The organism is Streptantibioticus cattleyicolor NRRL 8057 = DSM 46488 (assembly GCF_000240165.1).
GTDB classification, from domain to species: domain Bacteria; phylum Actinomycetota; class Actinomycetes; order Streptomycetales; family Streptomycetaceae; genus Streptantibioticus; species Streptantibioticus cattleyicolor.
The window spans coordinates 94,680-111,060 of sequence record NC_017585.1; the positions used below are offsets into that span (position 1 = coordinate 94,680).

The following is a 16,381-nucleotide window of genomic DNA, read 5'->3' on the forward strand; positions in this document are numbered from 1 at the left end:
GTGCCGCGGTCCGGACGGCTCAGGCGGTCCGGACCGCGCCCTTGGCATCGAGGATGCGGGCCTTGGCGTTGGACAGGTGACGACGCATCAGCTCCGAGGCTCGCTCCGCCTGGCGCCGCTCCAGCGCGTCGCAGATCGCCCGGTGCTCCTCGACGGCGTGTGCGGCGCCGGTGTGGCCGCGCTTGGTGAACAGCCGGAACCGGTGCATGTGGCCGCCGAGCGAGAGGAACGCCTGCTCCAGGAAGGCGTTGTCGCTCTGGGTGGCGATGAGGCGGTGGAAGGCGTCGTCGGAGGTCCAGTAGTGCTGGAACCCCTCCGGCCCGGTGTCCGCGCCGGCCGCCGACGCGTCCAGCTCCTCGACCGCCTCGCGGAGGGTGTCCAGGAACTCCGGTGTCGTCCGGAGCCCGGCCTCCAGGGTGAGCGCGGGTTCCAGGACGAGCCGCGCGTCGAAGAGCTTGCCGACCTCACGGGCCGACAGCGCGTCGGCCACCCGGTATCCCTTGAGGGCTTCCCGCTGGACGAGCCCGGTGTGCTCCAGCCGTGCCAGCGCCTCGCGCAACGGGGTCTGGCTGACGTCGAGTTCGCGGGAGAGGGCACCGATGTTGAGCGGTGACCCCGCGACGCGCTCCCCCTGGAACAACTGCTGGAGCAGCACGTTGTACATACGGTCGGCGATGGGTTCGCGTGTGGAACGGGGCCTGGGTGACACGGTCCTCCTCGGATTCGGCCCTCGATCATACACGATCGCCGCACATCCTGTACGGTTACCGGTCGCCCTCATCGGCGTTCCCGGCCTCGCTCCGCCGGGTGTCCTTGACGAAGACGAGCCCGTCGATCCCCGTCAGGTGGGCCGGGTCGAGCGGGGCGTAGCCGAACCACGGGGACACCCGGGGCGCCGGCGGTGTGTCGCCGAGGGCGGCGGCCAGGCGCGCGGTGTCGACCAGGCAGCGGTCCTCCGGGAGCGCGTACAACAGTCCTTCGAGGGTGTCCGGCGGCGGCGTGTCCACCCCCTGGTGACGGATCGTGCCCAGGGCCGTGGCCACGAAGGCGTATTCCGCGCCGAGTTCCGCGCCGACCAGGGCACCGGCGCTCCACCACGCCACCGTCCCCTGCCACATCCGCATGGTGCTCTCCTCCCGCTGGAGATGGGAGTTGTGGGCGTGGAGGAGCACCGGGCCCCGCTCGGCGAGGGCGAGGATGTCGTGGGCCATCATCAGGTCCCGCAGCGCGCACAGCCGGGTCATGCGGGCCGGTGTGGTGTCGGCCATCGCGTGGTGGTAGCGCAGCAGGCCGGTGGCGGTACGCCCGTACCGGCGCACCCGGTCCCAGTCGTCCGGTGAGGTCACCGTGCGCAGGTGCGGTGCCCGCGCGTCGAGCAGCGCCACCAGGTCGTCGGCGAGCAGCCGCAGTTGTCCGGCCTCGGCGGACCGTCCCACCGAGCGGGCCGGGTCCGTCATCGCGTCGGGGTCGGTCCACCGGTCGTCGGCGCCGATCAGGCGGTCGAGCGTTTCGGCGGTGCAGGGGAGCAGGCCGGCGTCGACGTGGGCCGCGAGGTAGCCGTGGAGCGCGGTGAGGACCGGCCGGGGGCTCGCGGCGTGGGTGATCTCCAGCGGGCCGTCGAAGCCGGCGAAGCGGACCCGTTCGGACGCGGGCCGGCCCTCGTTGTGGGCACGCATCCAGCGCACCAGCTCCCGGTTGGCCGGGAAGGCGCCCCAGCCGTGGCTGAACCCGTGCTCCATGACGTCGTCGAGGCTGCCGGTGCCCGAGGTGACGTAGTCGTCCACGGCCATCCCCGCCACGCAGTCGCTCTCGATCGCGATCGTCCGGTAGCCCTCCTCCTCGACGAGTCGCCGGAAGAGTTCGTTGCGCATGCCGAGCAGGGTCTCCTCGCCGTGGGTCGGCTCGCCCAGGGCGAGGACGCGGGGCCGGGACGGAAGCAGCCCGATGACGGCGGCAGCTTCGACGGCATGGGTGTGTGCGATGTCGGTCGCCATGGCTTCAACGGTATCGTTGAACCTTCAGTGGAAACTTTCCCGCGATAGTGTCGGGATCGTGGGACGAAACCTTCAAAGGAGTCAACGACTCAGGCCCGTCGATCTGGCGCGCGGTCACGGTCTGTCGACGCAGGCGGTCAGGAACTACGAGGAGGCCGGCATCCTTCCGGCCGCCGAGCGCACACCGAGCGGCTACCGCGCCTACACCTCGCTGCACGCCGCCGCCCTGCGCGCGTTCCTCGCCCTGGTGCCCGGCCACGGCCACCGGACGGCGGCGGCGGTCATGCGGGCCGTGAACGACGGCGCGGACGACGAGGCGTTCCGGCTCATCGACGGCAGCCACGCCCAACTCCTCGACGACCGGCGAACCCTCCAGGCCGTGGAGAACGCCCTGCGCGACCTCGATCCGGCCACGGCGCCCGAGCCCGGGTCCGGCGGCACGTTCATCGGCCCGCTGGCGAAGAACCTCGGTGTCCGGCCCGCGACACTGCGCAAGTGGGAACGCTCCGGGCTGGTGCGTCCGCGCCGCGATCCGCGCACCGGCTACCGCGTCTACGCCGAGTCCGACGTACGGGACGCCCGGCTCACCCACCAACTGCGGCGCGGCGGTTACCTGTTGGAGCAGATCGCCCCGCTGATCGCCCAGGTACGCGCGGCCGGCGGCCTGGAACCGCTGGAGGCCGCGCTCCGCGACTGGCACCGCCGGCTCTCCGCCCGCGCGCGGTCGATGCTGACCGGGGCGGCGGAACTGGAGGCGTACCTGCGCGAGCGCGGATGACGCTTCGGCGGGCCGCCCGGCACCACGCCGAACGACCACGGGCGCCGGGTGCCGGTTGCCGGGTGCCGCCACATGACGCCGGATGACGTCACGTGACGCCACACGGCATCACCACATGCCGCCACAGCCGCCACGCACCGGCGGCGTCACCATGTCCCGGATCACCATCCTCACGTTTCCCCAGGTCAGAGCGGCCCTCGCCGAGAAGGCCGCTATCTGACACCACTCCGGACTTGCGCATGACGTCACTATGGCGTCATGATGAAGCCATGGACCTCACCCCGTATGTCGAGACCCTCCGCCGCGAACTGGCGGTGGCCGCCGAAGCCGGCGGGGAACACACCCGTGAGCTGGCCGAGAGGCTCACCGCTCCGCTGGAGTCGGCGACCCGGCTGACCATGCTCAACGTGCTCTCCGCCGCGATGGACGAGATCACCCGTGAACTCGCCCCCGGCTCGGTCGACGTACGGCTGCGCGGGCTGGACCCCGACTTCGTGGTGACGCTGCCGCCCGCCGACGGTGGCGTCCACGCCGAGCCGGCCGCGCCCGTCGAACCCCTTGTGGCGCAGGCGCCGGCCGACGGCGACGAGGGCGGCACCGCGCGGGTCAGCCTGCGCCTGCCGGTCCACCTCAAGGCCCGCGCCGAGGACGCCGCGAACCGCGAGGGCCTGTCGGTCAACGCCTGGCTGGTCCGCGCCGTGGCCAACGCGGTCGACGGCGGCACCCGGCCGCGTACGCCGGAGAGGACCCAGGCCATCGGGCAGAGCATCACCGGCTGGGTGCGGTAGCCGCGCGCCCAGCCCCCGCACCACCTCACCCACCCCACGTCCCACCAGCGGGGACGCCCTGAAGACCCAAGAGGACGGGACAGCCATGCCTTCTTTCGACACCCCCGAAGCGATCTCGGTCACCGCGCACGTGGAGGCCGGTTCCATCCGGTTCGCCGCGGACGACCGCCTCGACACCCTCGTCGACGTGCGGCCCCGCGACCCGAAGAGGGAACTGGACGTGCGCACGGCCGACCAGACCGAGGTCACGTACGCGGGCGGCACCCTGACCGTCCGGACGCCCAAGCCCAATCTGTTCGGCCGCACCGGTGTCGTCGACGTGACGGTCGAACTGCCCACCGGATCGCGCGTCGACACCACCGGCGCCTGGACCCAGGTGTACAGCGAGGGCCGGCTCGGCAAGGTCCGCGTCAAGACCTCCTCCGGCGACGTCCGCCTGGACACCACCGGTCCGCTGCACCTGAAGGCGTCGCACGGCTCGATCACCGTGGACCGGGTGGAGGGCACGGCCGAGATCACCACCAGCTCCGGCAGCCTGCGCGCCGGCCTCCTCGACGGCCCCGCCGTCCTGAAGAACTCGCACGGCACCACCACCGTGGAGGCCGCCACCGACGAGCTGCGGGTGAGCGGCGCCAACGGCGACATCGAGATCCGGCGCGCCGCCGCCTCGGTCACCGCCACCACCGCGCACGGCACCCTGCGCGTGGGTGAAGTGGCGCGCGGCACCGTCCAGTTGGAGACCTCCTACGGCGCCATCGAGGTCGGGGTCCGGGAGGGGACGGCCGCCTGGCTCGACGTCAGCTCGGGCGCCGGCCAGGTACGCAACACGCTCACCTCGTCCGGGTCCCCGGAGGAGACCGAGGAGACCGTCACGATCCGCGCCCGTACCCGGTACGGCAACATCGACGTCCTCCGCGCCAAGGTCTGACACCGCGAGAGCCCGGCCCCACCTCACCTCATCACGTCAACCTTCCCCCGGGAGGATCCATGCGGAGTTCTGTCATGTCCACGACTAACCATGACTCACCCTTCGCCGTCTCCGCCGTCGGACTGCGCAAGTCGTACGGCGACAAGACCGTGCTCGACGGCATCGATCTGCGCATCCCGGCCGGGTCCGTGTTCGCGCTGCTCGGACCCAACGGCGCCGGCAAGACCACCACCGTGAAGATCCTGTCCACGCTCGTCACCGCCGACGGCGGGCGGGCCCAGGTCGCCGGCCACGACGTGGCCACCTCCCCGGACGGGGTGCGCGCCGCGATCGGCGTCACCGGCCAGTTCTCCGCCGTGGACGGGCTGATCACCGGCGAGGAGAACATGCTCCTCATGGCCGACCTGCACCACCTGTCCAGGCGCGAGGGGCGGCGCGTCACCGCCCGGCTGCTGGAACGGTTCGACCTCGTCGACGCCGCCCGCAAGCCCGCCCAGAGCTACTCCGGCGGCATGAAGCGCCGCCTGGACATCGCCATGACCCTGGTCGGCGACCCGCGGATCATCTTCCTCGACGAACCGACCACCGGTCTCGACCCGCGCTCCCGTCACAACATGTGGCAGATCATCCGCGAACTCGTCTCCGACGGCGTCACCGTCTTCCTCACCACCCAGTACCTGGAGGAGGCCGACGAACTCGCCGACCGGATCGCCGTGCTCAACGACGGCGGGATCGCCGCGGAGGGCACCGCCGATGAGCTGAAGCGGCTCGTCCCCGGCGGCCACGTCCGGCTCCGCTTCTCCGACCCGGCGGCCTACCGGTCGGCCGCCGGGGCCCTGCGCGGGGCCGCCCGCCAGGACGAGGCGCTGGCGCTCCAGATCCCCAGCGACGGCAGCCAGCGCGAGCTGCGCGCCATCCTCGACCGGCTGGACTCCAGCGGCATCGAGGCGGACGAGCTGACCGTGCACACCCCCGACCTCGACGACGTCTTCTTCGCCCTGACCGGCTCCGGCCGGCCGAACCGACCCATGGAGACCGCCCGATGAGCTCCCTCGCCCTCGCCGTCCGCGACTCGTCCACCATGCTGCGGCGCAACCTCCTGCACGCCCGCCGCTACCCGTCGATGACCTTGAACCTCCTGCTGACGCCGATCATGCTGTTGCTGCTGTTCGTCTACATCTTCGGCGACGTGATGAGCTCCGGCATGGCGGGCGGCGGCACCGGGCGCTCCGCGTACATCGCGTACCTCGTCCCGGGCATCCTGCTGATGACCATCGGCGGCACCACCGTCGGCACCGCGGTGTCCGTCTCCAACGACATGACCGAGGGCATCGTCGCCCGCTTCCGTACGATGGCGATCCACCGCGGCTCGGTGCTCATCGGGCACGTCGTCGGCAGCGTGGTGCAGGCGCTGATCAGCGTGGTGCTCGTCGGCGCCGTCGGCGTGGCCATCGGGTTCCGCACCACGAACGCCACCGTGCTCGACTGGCTCGCGGCGTTCGGACTGCTCGCGCTCTTCGCCCTGGCGCTCACCTGGATCGCCGTCGGGATGGGCATGGTCAGCCCCAACGCGGAGGCGGCGAGCAACAACGCGATGCCGCTGATCATCCTGCCGCTGATCTCCAGCGCCTTCGTCCCGGTCCACGCGATGCCCGGCTGGTTCCAGCCGATCGCCGAGTACCAGCCGTTCACCCCCGCCATCGAGACCCTGCGCGGCCTCCTCCTCGGCACGCACATCGGTGACAACTGGTGGATCGCCGTCGTCTGGTGCCTGGGCCTGACGGTACTCGGCTACCGGTGGTCGAAGGCACAGTTCAACCGCGACCAGAAGTAGCCACCACACCGGCGCACCGCGTCCCGCCCGAGGGCGGCGTACCCCGGCACCACGCCGGCGTACGCCGCCGGCGTCGGCTTCGCCGGGCACGACAGCGTCCTCAGCCGAACGCGGCGAGCACCGCCGCGAGGGCCAGCAGCCCCAGCCCGACGAGGACGCAGTCGACCGCGGCCCGGATGAGCCGGAACTTGCGCGTGGCGAGGGCGGCCATGAACCTCAGGAGCTCCACCTCGTACCCGGACGCCAGACGTCCACGCAACTGGTCGCCGCTGAGCCGGGGCCAGGCCGTCCAGCCGGTGCCCTTGAGGTCCGGGCGGACCGCGAGCAGCAGGATCACGACGGCGGCCAGCAGGGCGGCCCCGCCGAGGTATCCGGGCACCGCGACGGGGACCGGCAGACGCCGGCTGGTGGCCACCGACACCAGCGCCGCCAGGGCCGCTCCGGCCAACGCGAGCAACAGGCTCGCCTTGCCTTCGGCACGCGCCAGGTCACTTTGTATCGCCACGGCCGCCGCGGCGATCCGCTCCGGTGCCCCGTCCCGACCCGGTTCCGGTGTGATGACCGCCATCGCCTCGTCAACTCCCGCCTCGTCGGCCCGCCGTGGTCTCCGCTGACGTCCAGCACACCACGGCGGGCCGCGCGGTTTCCGTGGTTTCGCCGGAACGGCGGGCGGTAACGGCGGGCAGGCGGTGGCCTACCGGCGGCTCGGGAGCATCGCGAGCGCCTGCGACCGCTGGGCGACCAACGCGTCGTAGGTGCCGTCGCGTTCGGCCCACCGGTGCGTCAGCACACCCTTGACGAGGACCTCGCGCGGCGTGGGGTCGCTGCCGAGCAGGTCCATCACCTCGGTGGCGAACGCGTCCAGGTCCAGCGCCTTCGGGTTGAGCCGGGCCTGCTCCCCGGTGGTGGCGACGGCCGGGGGGACGAGTTCGCACACCTCGACGCCGGTGCCGTCCAGTTGTGCGCGCAGCGCCTCACTGTAGGCGTGCACCCCGGCCTTGGTGGCGGCGTAGGTCGGCATGGGCGGGAACGGCAGGAACCCGATCCCCGAGGTGACCGTGACGATGGTGCCGGTGCCGCGTCCGATCAGGTGCGGGGTGAAGGCGTCGATGACGCGGATGGTGCCCAGGAGGTTGGTGTCGACCGTCTTCCGCGCGGTGTCGAAGTGCGCGGGGTCGCGGAGGTCCTCCAGGAGCATGACCCCGGACATCGTCACGATCGTGTCGAGGCCCGGGTGACCGGCCAGCACCGTGTCGCGGGCCCGGTCGACGCCGTCCTGGTCGGTCACGTCGACGGGGACGGTGGCGAACCCCTCCGCCGCGAGTTCGTCGAGCAGGTCGGTGCGGCGGCCCCCGACGACGACCGTGCTGCCGGCCGCGGCGAACCGGCGGGCGAGCTCCCGGCCGATCCCTGAGGTGCCGCCCGCGATGAAGACGGTGCGGTTGCTGATGTCCATTGATTGCTCCTGCTCAGGGCGTCGACAGCGGCGAGCCGACGGTGCGGTCGGCGCGGGTCTTCGGTGTCGTGCCGGGGTTTCACGGTGTGGATCGGCCCGGGCGCGGTACGTGGTCGTACGGCGGCCGTGCCGAGCGGTCCGTGGGCGGGACGCCGGTCCCGTCGGCGACCGGCGTGGTCTTCGGTGTCGCCGTCCTCGGCCCCGGTCCGGTACGGCGATGTCTTCAGTCTCGCCGCGTTCCCCGGCCGCCGGCAGTGCCCCTGTCTTCCCAGGTCCTGCCAGGACCCCCCTTCGCCGAGGGGCCCTGAACTACGATGCCGGACATGAGCGACGACGACCGCGCCAACCAGCTCGGCGGCTACCTCCGCGCCCGGCGGGCACTGGTCACCCCTGAGCAGGCCGGGCTCGCGGCGGGCGGGAACCGCCGCGTTCCGGGGCTGCGCCGGGAAGAGGTCGCCATGCTCGCGGGCATCAGCGCCGACTACTACCTGCGGCTGGAACGCGGCCGGGACAAGAACCCCTCACCCCAGGTCCTCGCCTCGCTCGCCCGGGTCCTCCACCTGGACGAGCCGGAGCAGGAATACCTGCTCGGCCTGACCGCCCCGCGCCCCAAGCCGCGGCGGCGCCGGAAGCCCGAACGCGTACCCGCGCGGTTGCACCACCTGCTGGCAAGCGTCCAGGTTCCCGCGTTCGTCGAAGGCCGCGCGTTCGACGTGCTGGCCTCCAACCAGCTCGCGGTCGCCCTCTCCCCACGCCTGCCCCCCGGGCACAACCGCCTGCGATCGCTGCTCCTCGACCCCGAGGAGCAGGCGTTCCAGCAGGACTGGACACGCGCCGCGGAAGGGTTCGTCGCCGCCTTCCGGAAATCCATCGGCGACGACGTCGACAACCCCCGCTTCGTGGAACTCATCGGCGAACTCGCCCTGTCGAGCGAGCGCTTCCGCACCCTGTGGGCCCGCCACGACATCCGCAACCTCGAAGGCGGCACCATCACCGTCAACCACCCCGTCGTCGGCGAGCTCCACCTCCACCGCGACAAACTCCCGGTGGCCGACCTCCTCCTCGTCGTCTACTACGCCGACCAGGGCAGCGACACCGACGAGAAACTCCGCCTCCTCGCCTCCATGACGGCACCGCCCACCACGCGGCGGACCTGACCCGGCCGGGTCCGGGCGTACGGCTACGCCTGGTCGGCGGGGCCGTAGACGACGTGCAGGACGCCGGTGGTGAAGGCGGCGGAGGAGAGCAGCTTGAGGGGGACGGGGTCGGCGGTGTCGTCGAAGAGGCGCAGGCCACGGCCGACCGCGATCGGGTGGACGAACAGGTGGAGTTCGTCGATGAGTCCGGCGGCCAGCAGCTGGCGGACGACGGAGACCGAGCCGGACAAGGCGATGGGGCCGCCCGGCTCCGCCTTCAGCTTGGTGACGGACTCGATCAGGTCGCCCTGGAGCTGCTCGGAGTTGCGCCAGGTGAACTCCAGCGGGGAGCGGGAGACCACGATCTTGCGGGCGTCGCCGAGGGACTTGGCCATGGCGTCGTCCGCGTCCGCGGCCTCCCGGGCCGGCCACGCGCCGACGAAGGTGTCGTAGGTGACACGGCCGAGCAGGATGGTGTCGGCCGTGCCGAGCTGCGCGGTCACGGCGGCGCCCATCTCGTCGTTGAAGTACGGGAAGTGCCACTTGTCGGGGCTCTCCACGACGCCGTCGGCGGCGATGAACATCCCGGCGGTGATCTTCCTCATGTGTTCCTCCCAGCAGGGTCGGGTATCGGTCGCTTCATCTGGTGGGACGGGGCGCCCCGGCACAACTCATCGCTGTTCGGCGGTGTTTCCCGGAGTTTTTTCGCGGCCCCCGGGACGTTCGGTGTCGCACCGATGAGTCGAGGGCGCCCGGGCGGTCCGAACGGGTATGACGACTGTGGTGTTCACGGTGGGGCAGCTCCGTTGTGGGGCCGGGCCTTTCCTGTGCGACCAGTTGGCCGCGTCGCTGGCGGACCGGCCGGAGGCGGTGGTCGTGGTCTGTGATGTCTCCGCCGCCGACCGGCCCACCCCGGCCGACCTCGACCATCTGGCACGGCTGCGGACGACGGCCCGGCGCATGGGGTGCGATCTCGTACTGCGCGGGGCCTCGCCGCGGCTGCGGCTGCTGCTGGCGCTCACCGGTCTGGAGGAGGGCTTCGGCTACGGGGACGACGCGTCAGACCCCGGCGGCGTCGGCGGTCAGCCGCGTCGGCAGGTTCCATAGCGGGAACAGCCGCTCGGTGTCCATGTGGTTGGTCATGACGTCGATCCTGCCGTCGGTGATCTCCAGCACCGTTATCCCCCACGGCGTCCAGCCGTCGCCGTCCTCGGCGGGCCGGTACTGGGCGAACGCGGGCGTCCCGTTCGCCCGGACGGGCACCAGCCGCGAACCCCGGCAGCCGGAACCCGTACCAAGCCACCACGCCCGCAACTGATCGATGCCGCGCAGCCACAGCCGGTAGGGCGGCATGTTGAGGACGGCGTCCTCGTGCAGCAGCGCGGTAAGGGCGTCGATGTCGAACGCCTCGAAGGCGCTGACGTACCGGGCGAGCAGCGCCCGTTGCCCTTCGTCGAGCGGTTCGGCCGGGTCGCTCGCCGGCACCTTGCCTTCGGCGAGCGTGGCCCGAGCGCGTTGCAGGGCGCTGTTGACCGAGGCGACGGTGGTCTCCAGCAGCTCGGCGGTCTCCGCCGCCGACCAGGCCAGCACCTCACGCAGGACGAGCACGGCGCGCTGCCGTGCCGGGAGCCTCTGCAACGCGGAGACGAACGCCAGCCGGATCGTCTCCCGCTCCACCGCGACCTCGGCGGGGTCACCGCGCAGCACCCGCTCGTCCGGGACCGGCCCCACCCAGATCCGTTCCTCCAGCCGCGCCAGGTCGGGCGCGGTGGCGGAGCCGGGCGAGAAGAGGTCCATGGGCCGGGCACGGCGCTGCGCGGCCGGCGCCATGTCCAGGCACACGTTGGTCGCGATCCGGTACAACCAGGTGCGCAGCGCCGAACGCCCCTCGAAACCGGCGAACTTGGACCACGCGCGGACCAGCGTCTCCTGCACCGCGTCCTCGGCCTCGAACGCCGAACCGAGCATGCGGTAGCAGTAGCCGGTCAGCTCCCGCCGGTACGGTTCGAGCTGCTCGATGACGTCATCACGGTCTCGGGTCACAGACACGGCAGCACCATAGCCGCCGGGTCGGACAACGCCCGGCGCTCGGCGGACGCCTCAGAAGAGTACGGCGATCTTTCCCGACGGGCCGCCCCGGGCGAAGCGCGCGTGCGCGGCGTGGATCTCCTGGAGGCCGAAGGTGGCGTGCACACGCGGTGTCAACGAGCCGCGGTCGACCAGTTCGGTGAGCCGGCGCAGTGCGGGGCCGTCCTCGCGTACCTGGTTGACGGTGGTGCGCACGCCGCGCGACGACAGGTCGGGCACCGGGCCGGCCTGGGTGGCGACGGACGCGTACCGGCCGCCGTCCGCCACCGCGTCGGTGACGAACGCGCCGAAGGTGTCGAAGACCGCGTCGTAGTCGCGGCCCCGCAGGGCGTGGGGGTCGGTGGTGACCACGCCGGCACCGTGCTCGCGGGCGAAGGCGGACTGCGCCTCCCGGGAGACCAGGGCGTCGACCCGCACACCACGCGCCCGGGCGATCTGCAACGCCAGCCCGCCGACCGCGCCGGCCGCCCCGGCGACCAGCGGCCGCTCGCCGGGCTGGACCGCGAGCCGGTCCAGGTCTGCCAGGCCGTCAGCCCGGGCAGCGGCAAGGTGACGGCCTCGGCCAGGCTGACGTCGCGCGGGGCGAGGGCGACGGCATGGGCCGGCAGCGCGACGAGATCGGCCCAGGTGCCCCGGCCGGAACCGAGTTGGTGCGACATGGCGACCACGCGTTCCCCGGGGCGCAGGCCGCTGCCGCCGCCGTCGACCACGATGCCGGCCAGGTCCCAGCCGAGCGTGATCGGCGCCGGCGGTATGCCGTCGCCGAAGAGCCCTTCACGTGTCTTGTCGTCGACGGGGTTGATACTGGTGGCGACGGCCCGGATCAGGACGTCCCCGGTGTCCGGCCCGGGCTCGGGGACGTCGGCGACGCGGAGGACGTCGGGGGTGCCGAAGCGGTCGATCTGTATGGCGCGCACGAAGGGCCTTCCACCCGACTGGTGCTGACGCCGATGGCCAACACCCGAGCTGATCAGGGAATTCCCGCACGCGTCGTGGTGTGGTGCGCCGTCCAGGTGATCGGCGGCGCGGGGCGGGACCGTCGGCCCGGTCCGGCCGGGCCGGGATGCCAGGCTGGCGCCAGGCGACGGCACGCCATGGCCGGAAGCGGACCGTTTGCGCTGCCCGCTCATGGGCTACCCGGCCTCGCGGACCCGTCCAACCATCTCGTGCGGAGGGCACAATGGCGTTCAACCCCCTGGAGCAGCGGGGCATCCCGCTCGACCATCAGGTGCGCAACTGGCGTGAGCTGAACGTGGAGCCCATCGACCCGGACCACTGCGACCCGTACACCCGGTGCCGGATCATCACCATGAACGGCATCGAGGTGGAGGCGATCCTCTTCAGCCACCAGTTCGCCCGCCACTGTCCGGACCCGGAGGTCAAACGGCGGCTGGCCCAGCTGCGCTACATGGAGGCGCAGCAGCAGAAGGTGGTGAACTGGCTGCTGCCGGGTGTCTCCTCGGTGCTGGAGACCACCATCGCCTACGAGCAGGTGGCGGTGGACCTGACCGCGTGGGTGGCCCGGATGGAGCCGGATCCGTATCTGCGGCAGGCGTACCAGTTCGGTGTGCTGGAGGACTTCGACCACCTGTACCGGTACGCCAACCTGTACGAGATGATCGAGCACCGCAAGGCGGAGGAGGTCGTCGACCGGCTCACCGAGGTGATGCCCGGCCGCCCGACGGCGTTGCACCACCGTGACCCGCTGGACAACGTGCGCGACCCGTACGACCGCACCAAGGCGAGCCCGCTGTCGAAACTGCACGCGCTGACCGTGATGTCGGCCGAGCAGCAGACGATGAACTTCTACATGAACACCGGCCCCACCTACATGGAGCCGATCGCCCGCCAGCTCTACCAGGAGATCGGGCTGATCGAGGAGGAGCACGTCACCCACTACGAGTCCCTGGTGGACCCGGGTGAGACGTGGTGGGAGCAGTGGGTCAACCACGAGTACAACGAATGCTACCTGTACCACTCGTTCATGGAGACCGAGTCCGACCCCAGGATCAAGGCGATCTGGGAGCTGCACCTGAACATGGAGCTGGAGCACCTGCGCATCGCCTGCGACCTGATGCGCCGCCACGACGGACGCCAGCCGGCCGAGGTCCTGGCTCCGGAGCTGCCCGCCCCGGTCACCTTCGAGCCCAACAAGGCGTACCTGCGGGAACTCATCGCCGACCAGCTCGACCTGACCACCCTGGGCGCCGGTTACGTCCGCGAGGCCCACGAGCGCTTCGAGGCGATGCAGCGCGCGCTCAACGGGGATGAACGGCCGCCGAGCGACCGTGTGATGTCGATGCACCAGGACCGGCTCGGCCGTGAGTACCGCGTCGAGACCGAAGGCGAACACCCCGTTCCCTCGCTGCGTGAGCGCTGACCACCCCGGTACGGCTGGAGGACCCCATGGCACACCAAGGCATCCCCGCGGCACCCGACCCCGACCAGGACGTGGTCGCGCTGCTGATCGCCCAGCACGGTGAGATCCGTACCCTCTTCGACGAGGTCGAGCGCTCCGAGGGCGACCAACGCCGCGACGCCTTCCGGCGCCTGGTACGCCTGCTCGCCGTCCACGAGACGGCCGAGGAGGAGATCGTCCACCCCTACCTGCGCCGGGCCGTGGACGGCGGGGCCGACATCGTCGAGGACCGGCTGCGGGAGGAGAGGCAGGCCAAGGAGGCGCTGCGCCGCCTGGAGGACATCGGCACCGACGACCCCGCGTTCCCCGGCCGGCTCCTCGCCCTGCGCAAGGCGGTGACCGAACACGCCCGGGCCGAGGAACGGTACGAGTTCACCCTCGTCCGGCGCACCGCCGACGCCGGACGGCTCGCGACCATGGCCAAGAGCCTGAAGGCAGCCGAGGCCACCGCACCCACCCACCCCCACCCGGGCGTCGAATCCGCCACCGCCAACGTGCTGGCCGGACCGTTCGCCGCCGTCGCCGACCGCACCCGCGACGCCATCCGCAGGACCATCGGCAAGGACCGCTGACCTGCCGCTGCTCACCGCGTCCACGGTGACACGGCGGGGAACCTCGGATTCCGCTCAAGCGGCGGGTGAATGTCCTTGCCGTGGTGCACACTTACCGTACGAAGTGATGACGTAGGGGGCGGGACATGACGAACATCCTCAGCAGGGCCGTGGCATTCCTGCGTGACGGGCTCTCCGGGCGGCGCCGGCTGGCGCGTTACACCGATCCGGAGGCGCACCGGCGGGGCCCGAACGTGCGGGACAGCGAGACGGTCGAGCGGTACCGGGGCACGGCTGTGGGCCGGAGCACCGACCTGGGCCCGTTCGGTCTCCGCTGAGGTCCGGGGGCCCACGACGCCGTGGCCCCCTCGTCGCCCGAAAGGGCCGTGGGCGGGCCCTGGTCGTCGTTGCGGCGGCCGTCACCGTTGGGCGGTGGGCCGTACCACGATCTCGTTGACGTCGATCTGGTCCGGCTGGGCGATCGCGTAGGCGATGGCGTCCGCGATCGCGATGGGGTCCATGGCGATGGCGTCGCGGCGGGCCGTCATGGCGGCGCGGGCGTCGGGGTCGGCGACCGCGTTGACGAAGTCGGTGTGGACGAAGCCCGGGGAGACGATGGTGACGCGCAGGTCGCCGACTTCCTGACGCAGTCCTTCGCAGACGGTGCGGACGGCTGTCTTGGTGGCGGCGTAGACGGCCTGGCCGGGGGCGGTGCGGTAGGCGGCGGTCGAGGCCACGGTGACGAGGTGTCCTGCCCGGCGGCGGCGGAAGACGGGGAGGGCGGCGGCGATGCCGTGCAGGACGCCGCGCAGGTTGACGTCGATCATGTCGTCCCATTCGTCGACGCGCAGGTCCTCCAGTGGGGAGATGGGCCCGATCCCGGCGTTGTTGACCAGCACGTCGAGGCGGCCGAATGCGCTCACTGCGGTGTCGGTGAGGCGGACGAGGTCCGCGCGGCGGCGTACGTCGGTGGGCACGGCGACGGCACGGCCGCCGTTTTCCCGGATGCCGGCGGCGACTTGCTCGACGCGGTCGGCGTTGCGGGCGCCGAGGACGACCGTGGCTCCGCGTTCGGCCAGGGCGAGGGCGGTGGCCCGGCCGATGCCGCTGCCGGCACCGGTGATGGCGACGACCTTGTCCAGGGGGTGGTGTGCCGTGGTGCGGGTGTCTGTCATGGGTCTGTTTCTCCTGGGGTCGGGCGCCGGGTGGGCCGAGCCCGTGCCGGCGGCGGGGGCGGGAGCCGTACTGCCTCACCCGGGGTTCAGTCTGGGATAGATTCAGCCTGGTATACAGAGCCCGTTCATTCTGGAACCGAAGGTGTCATCCGAGATGCGGCAACCGCAGGATCAACGCCGTGAGCTGGCCGCTTTCCTCCGCAGCCGCCGGGAACGGCTCACCCCGGACCAGGTGGGGTTGCCGAGCACCGGCCGGCGCCGGACGCCGGGGCTGCGCCGGGAGGAGCTGGCGCTGCTCGCCGGGATCAGCGCGACCTGGTACACGTACCTGGAGCAGGGCCGGGACATCCGCGCCTCGGACCAGGTGCTCGACGCCCTCGCCACGGCACTGCGGCTCGACCGTCCCGAGCGCGACCACCTCTTCCGCCTCGCCGGGCACACCTCCACCGCCACCGCCGGGGAACCCGAACCGCTCACCCCGGAAGTCGCGGCCGTCCCGCACCTCCTCCAGCCGCAGCCCGCCTACGTCATCGGCAACGACTACGACGTCCTCAGCCACAACAAGGCAGCCGCCGACCTGTTCCCGAACCTCACCACGGCGGCGGACCGGACGCCGAACCTCGCCCGCTGGACGTTCCTCGACCCCGCCGCCCGGGACGTCGTGGTCGACTGGGAAACCGAGGCACGCGGCCTCCTCGCCCGGCTGCGCACCCTCACCGCCCGCCACCCCGGCCACCCCCGGTACACACAACTCATCGACGAGCTGAAGGCAGGCAGCCCGCAGGTGCGTGCCTGGTGGCCGCGGTACGACGTACAGGTCCGGCACAGCGGACGCAAACGGCTGCGGCGCCCGGGCGGTGAGACCGTGGAGTTCGCCTACACCGCGTTCCACCTGGCCGACCAACCCGAACTGACCCTGGTGATCTACACCGAGGCGCGGCAGCCGGCGCGGTGAGCCTGGTACCTGCCCACGGCGTGGTCGCGGACTGCCTCCAACTTCCGGTATGATCAATGTCGTTCGGGTGCACAGCACGCGAGCCAGGCGTTCGTGGTCCAAGTCAAGACGCCCACCAACCGGTGGGAAATGCAGGTGCAAGCCCTGCCGGGCGCTCCATCACGAAAGGCGCCCTCGTCACCGAGACGGGGGCGCCTTTGTCGTGTCGCGGCGGCCCGTTGTCGGGTCACGCGGGCTCCGAAAGGAAAAGGCGAGGAGAACCCACTCCTCGCCACTCTC

19 protein-coding genes and 2 pseudogenes are annotated in these 16,381 nt (G+C 71.8%); 12 read left to right on the plus strand and 9 right to left on the minus strand.

Features of this window, described 5'->3' with window-relative positions; genetic code table 11:
• Positions 1-19: 19 nt before the first annotated feature.
• Together SCATT_RS27995 and SCATT_RS28000 are read right to left on the minus strand one after the other, a co-directional pair.
• Positions 20-664: a GntR family transcriptional regulator gene (locus SCATT_RS27995; RefSeq protein WP_014152061.1), complete on the minus strand. Its 645-nt coding sequence runs from the start codon at positions 662-664 to the stop codon at positions 20-22.
• A gap of 100 nt (positions 665-764) precedes the next feature.
• Positions 765-1,994 (minus strand): erythromycin esterase family protein, encoded by a 1,230-nt coding sequence (locus SCATT_RS28000; protein WP_014152060.1) that lies wholly within the window; start codon positions 1,992-1,994, stop codon positions 765-767.
• 58 nt (positions 1,995-2,052) lie between these two features.
• Here SCATT_RS28000 and SCATT_RS28005 point away from each other — a divergent pair, with 58 nt between their 5' ends.
• From SCATT_RS28005 to SCATT_RS28025, 5 genes are all read left to right on the plus strand, one after another.
• Positions 2,053-2,772, plus strand: coding sequence for a TioE family transcriptional regulator (locus SCATT_RS28005; protein WP_014152059.1), 720 nt, complete (start codon positions 2,053-2,055; stop codon positions 2,770-2,772).
• Positions 2,773-3,041: 269 nt separating this feature from the next.
• A complete protein-coding gene (locus tag SCATT_RS28010) occupies positions 3,042-3,560 on the plus strand; it encodes a hypothetical protein (RefSeq protein ID WP_014152058.1) in 519 nt (172 codons plus the stop codon).
• An 85-nt stretch (positions 3,561-3,645) separates the two neighbouring features.
• Positions 3,646-4,488 carry a DUF4097 family beta strand repeat-containing protein gene (locus SCATT_RS28015; protein ID WP_014152057.1) on the plus strand — a complete coding sequence of 281 codons (843 nt, stop codon included), beginning with the start codon at positions 3,646-3,648 and terminating at the stop codon, positions 4,486-4,488.
• A 74-nt stretch (positions 4,489-4,562) separates the two neighbouring features.
• Positions 4,563-5,534 (plus strand): daunorubicin resistance protein DrrA family ABC transporter ATP-binding protein, encoded by a 972-nt coding sequence (locus tag SCATT_RS28020; RefSeq protein WP_014152056.1) that lies wholly within the window; start codon positions 4,563-4,565, stop codon positions 5,532-5,534.
• A complete protein-coding gene (locus SCATT_RS28025; RefSeq protein ID WP_014152055.1) occupies positions 5,531-6,322 on the plus strand; it encodes an ABC transporter permease in 792 nt (263 codons plus the stop codon). Before SCATT_RS28020 ends, SCATT_RS28025 begins: the two co-directional genes overlap by 4 nt.
• A 100-nt stretch (positions 6,323-6,422) precedes the next feature.
• Here SCATT_RS28025 and SCATT_RS28030 read toward each other — a convergent pair whose 3' ends face one another.
• Positions 6,423-6,890, minus strand: coding sequence for a Pycsar system effector family protein (locus SCATT_RS28030; protein ID WP_014152054.1), 468 nt, complete (start codon positions 6,888-6,890; stop codon positions 6,423-6,425).
• A gap of 126 nt (positions 6,891-7,016) precedes the next feature.
• On the minus strand, positions 7,017-7,778 hold the full coding sequence (locus SCATT_RS28035; protein ID WP_014152053.1) for an SDR family oxidoreductase: 762 nt from the start codon (positions 7,776-7,778) through the stop codon (positions 7,017-7,019).
• Positions 7,779-8,101: 323 nt separating this feature from the next.
• Between SCATT_RS28035 and SCATT_RS28040 the strand changes: the two genes are divergently transcribed.
• Complete coding sequence (locus SCATT_RS28040) at positions 8,102-8,935, plus strand: helix-turn-helix transcriptional regulator (RefSeq protein WP_014152052.1); 834 nt, start codon at positions 8,102-8,104, stop codon at positions 8,933-8,935.
• Between the two features lie 23 nt (positions 8,936-8,958).
• Here the strand turns inward: SCATT_RS28040 and SCATT_RS28045 are convergent, their stop codons facing one another.
• On the minus strand, positions 8,959-9,519 hold the full coding sequence (locus SCATT_RS28045) for a dihydrofolate reductase family protein (RefSeq protein WP_014152051.1): 561 nt from the start codon (positions 9,517-9,519) through the stop codon (positions 8,959-8,961).
• A 166-nt stretch (positions 9,520-9,685) separates the two neighbouring features.
• On the opposite strand from SCATT_RS28045, the gene SCATT_RS28050 reads away from it, so the two are divergent.
• Positions 9,686-10,021 (plus strand): STAS domain-containing protein, encoded by a 336-nt coding sequence (locus SCATT_RS28050; protein WP_014152050.1) that lies wholly within the window; start codon positions 9,686-9,688, stop codon positions 10,019-10,021.
• On the opposite strand, the gene SCATT_RS28055 is transcribed toward SCATT_RS28050, so the two are convergent.
• From SCATT_RS28055 to SCATT_RS40810, 3 genes and pseudogenes are all read right to left on the minus strand, one after another.
• Positions 9,974-10,963, minus strand: coding sequence for a sigma-70 family RNA polymerase sigma factor (locus SCATT_RS28055; RefSeq protein WP_014152049.1), 990 nt, complete (start codon positions 10,961-10,963; stop codon positions 9,974-9,976). The genes SCATT_RS28050 and SCATT_RS28055 overlap by 48 nt on opposite strands.
• Positions 10,964-11,014: 51 nt before the next feature.
• Positions 11,015-11,419, minus strand: a complete 405-nt coding sequence (locus tag SCATT_RS40625; protein WP_322972897.1) for a zinc-binding dehydrogenase — start codon at positions 11,417-11,419, stop codon at positions 11,015-11,017.
• A 221-nt stretch (positions 11,420-11,640) separates the two neighbouring features.
• A pseudogene (locus tag SCATT_RS40810) lies at positions 11,641-12,132 on the minus strand (alcohol dehydrogenase catalytic domain-containing protein); the annotation flags it as partial.
• 50 nt (positions 12,133-12,182) lie between these two features.
• Between SCATT_RS40810 and SCATT_RS28065 the strand changes: the two are divergent.
• From SCATT_RS28065 to SCATT_RS28075, 3 genes are all read left to right on the plus strand, one after another.
• The gene (locus SCATT_RS28065) at positions 12,183-13,382 is read left to right on the plus strand and encodes a hypothetical protein (protein WP_014152046.1); all 1,200 of its coding nucleotides are present in this window, start codon (positions 12,183-12,185) and stop codon (positions 13,380-13,382) included.
• Positions 13,383-13,408: 26 nt separating this feature from the next.
• Positions 13,409-13,993: a hemerythrin domain-containing protein gene (locus SCATT_RS28070; protein WP_014152045.1), complete on the plus strand. Its 585-nt coding sequence runs from the start codon at positions 13,409-13,411 to the stop codon at positions 13,991-13,993.
• Between the two features lie 125 nt (positions 13,994-14,118).
• On the plus strand, positions 14,119-14,310 hold the full coding sequence (locus tag SCATT_RS28075) for a hypothetical protein (protein ID WP_014152044.1): 192 nt from the start codon (positions 14,119-14,121) through the stop codon (positions 14,308-14,310).
• An 81-nt stretch (positions 14,311-14,391) separates the two neighbouring features.
• Here the strand turns inward: SCATT_RS28075 and SCATT_RS28080 are convergent, their stop codons facing one another.
• Positions 14,392-15,147, minus strand: coding sequence for an SDR family oxidoreductase (locus SCATT_RS28080; RefSeq protein WP_014152043.1), 756 nt, complete (start codon positions 15,145-15,147; stop codon positions 14,392-14,394).
• 154 nt (positions 15,148-15,301) lie between these two features.
• On the opposite strand from SCATT_RS28080, the gene SCATT_RS28085 reads away from it, so the two are divergent.
• Together SCATT_RS28085 and SCATT_RS38715 are read left to right on the plus strand one after the other, a co-directional pair.
• Positions 15,302-16,102 carry a helix-turn-helix transcriptional regulator gene (locus SCATT_RS28085; protein WP_014152042.1) on the plus strand — a complete coding sequence of 267 codons (801 nt, stop codon included), beginning with the start codon at positions 15,302-15,304 and terminating at the stop codon, positions 16,100-16,102.
• A gap of 87 nt (positions 16,103-16,189) precedes the next feature.
• Positions 16,190-16,261: pseudogene (locus tag SCATT_RS38715) on the plus strand.
• Positions 16,262-16,381 lie beyond the last annotated feature (120 nt).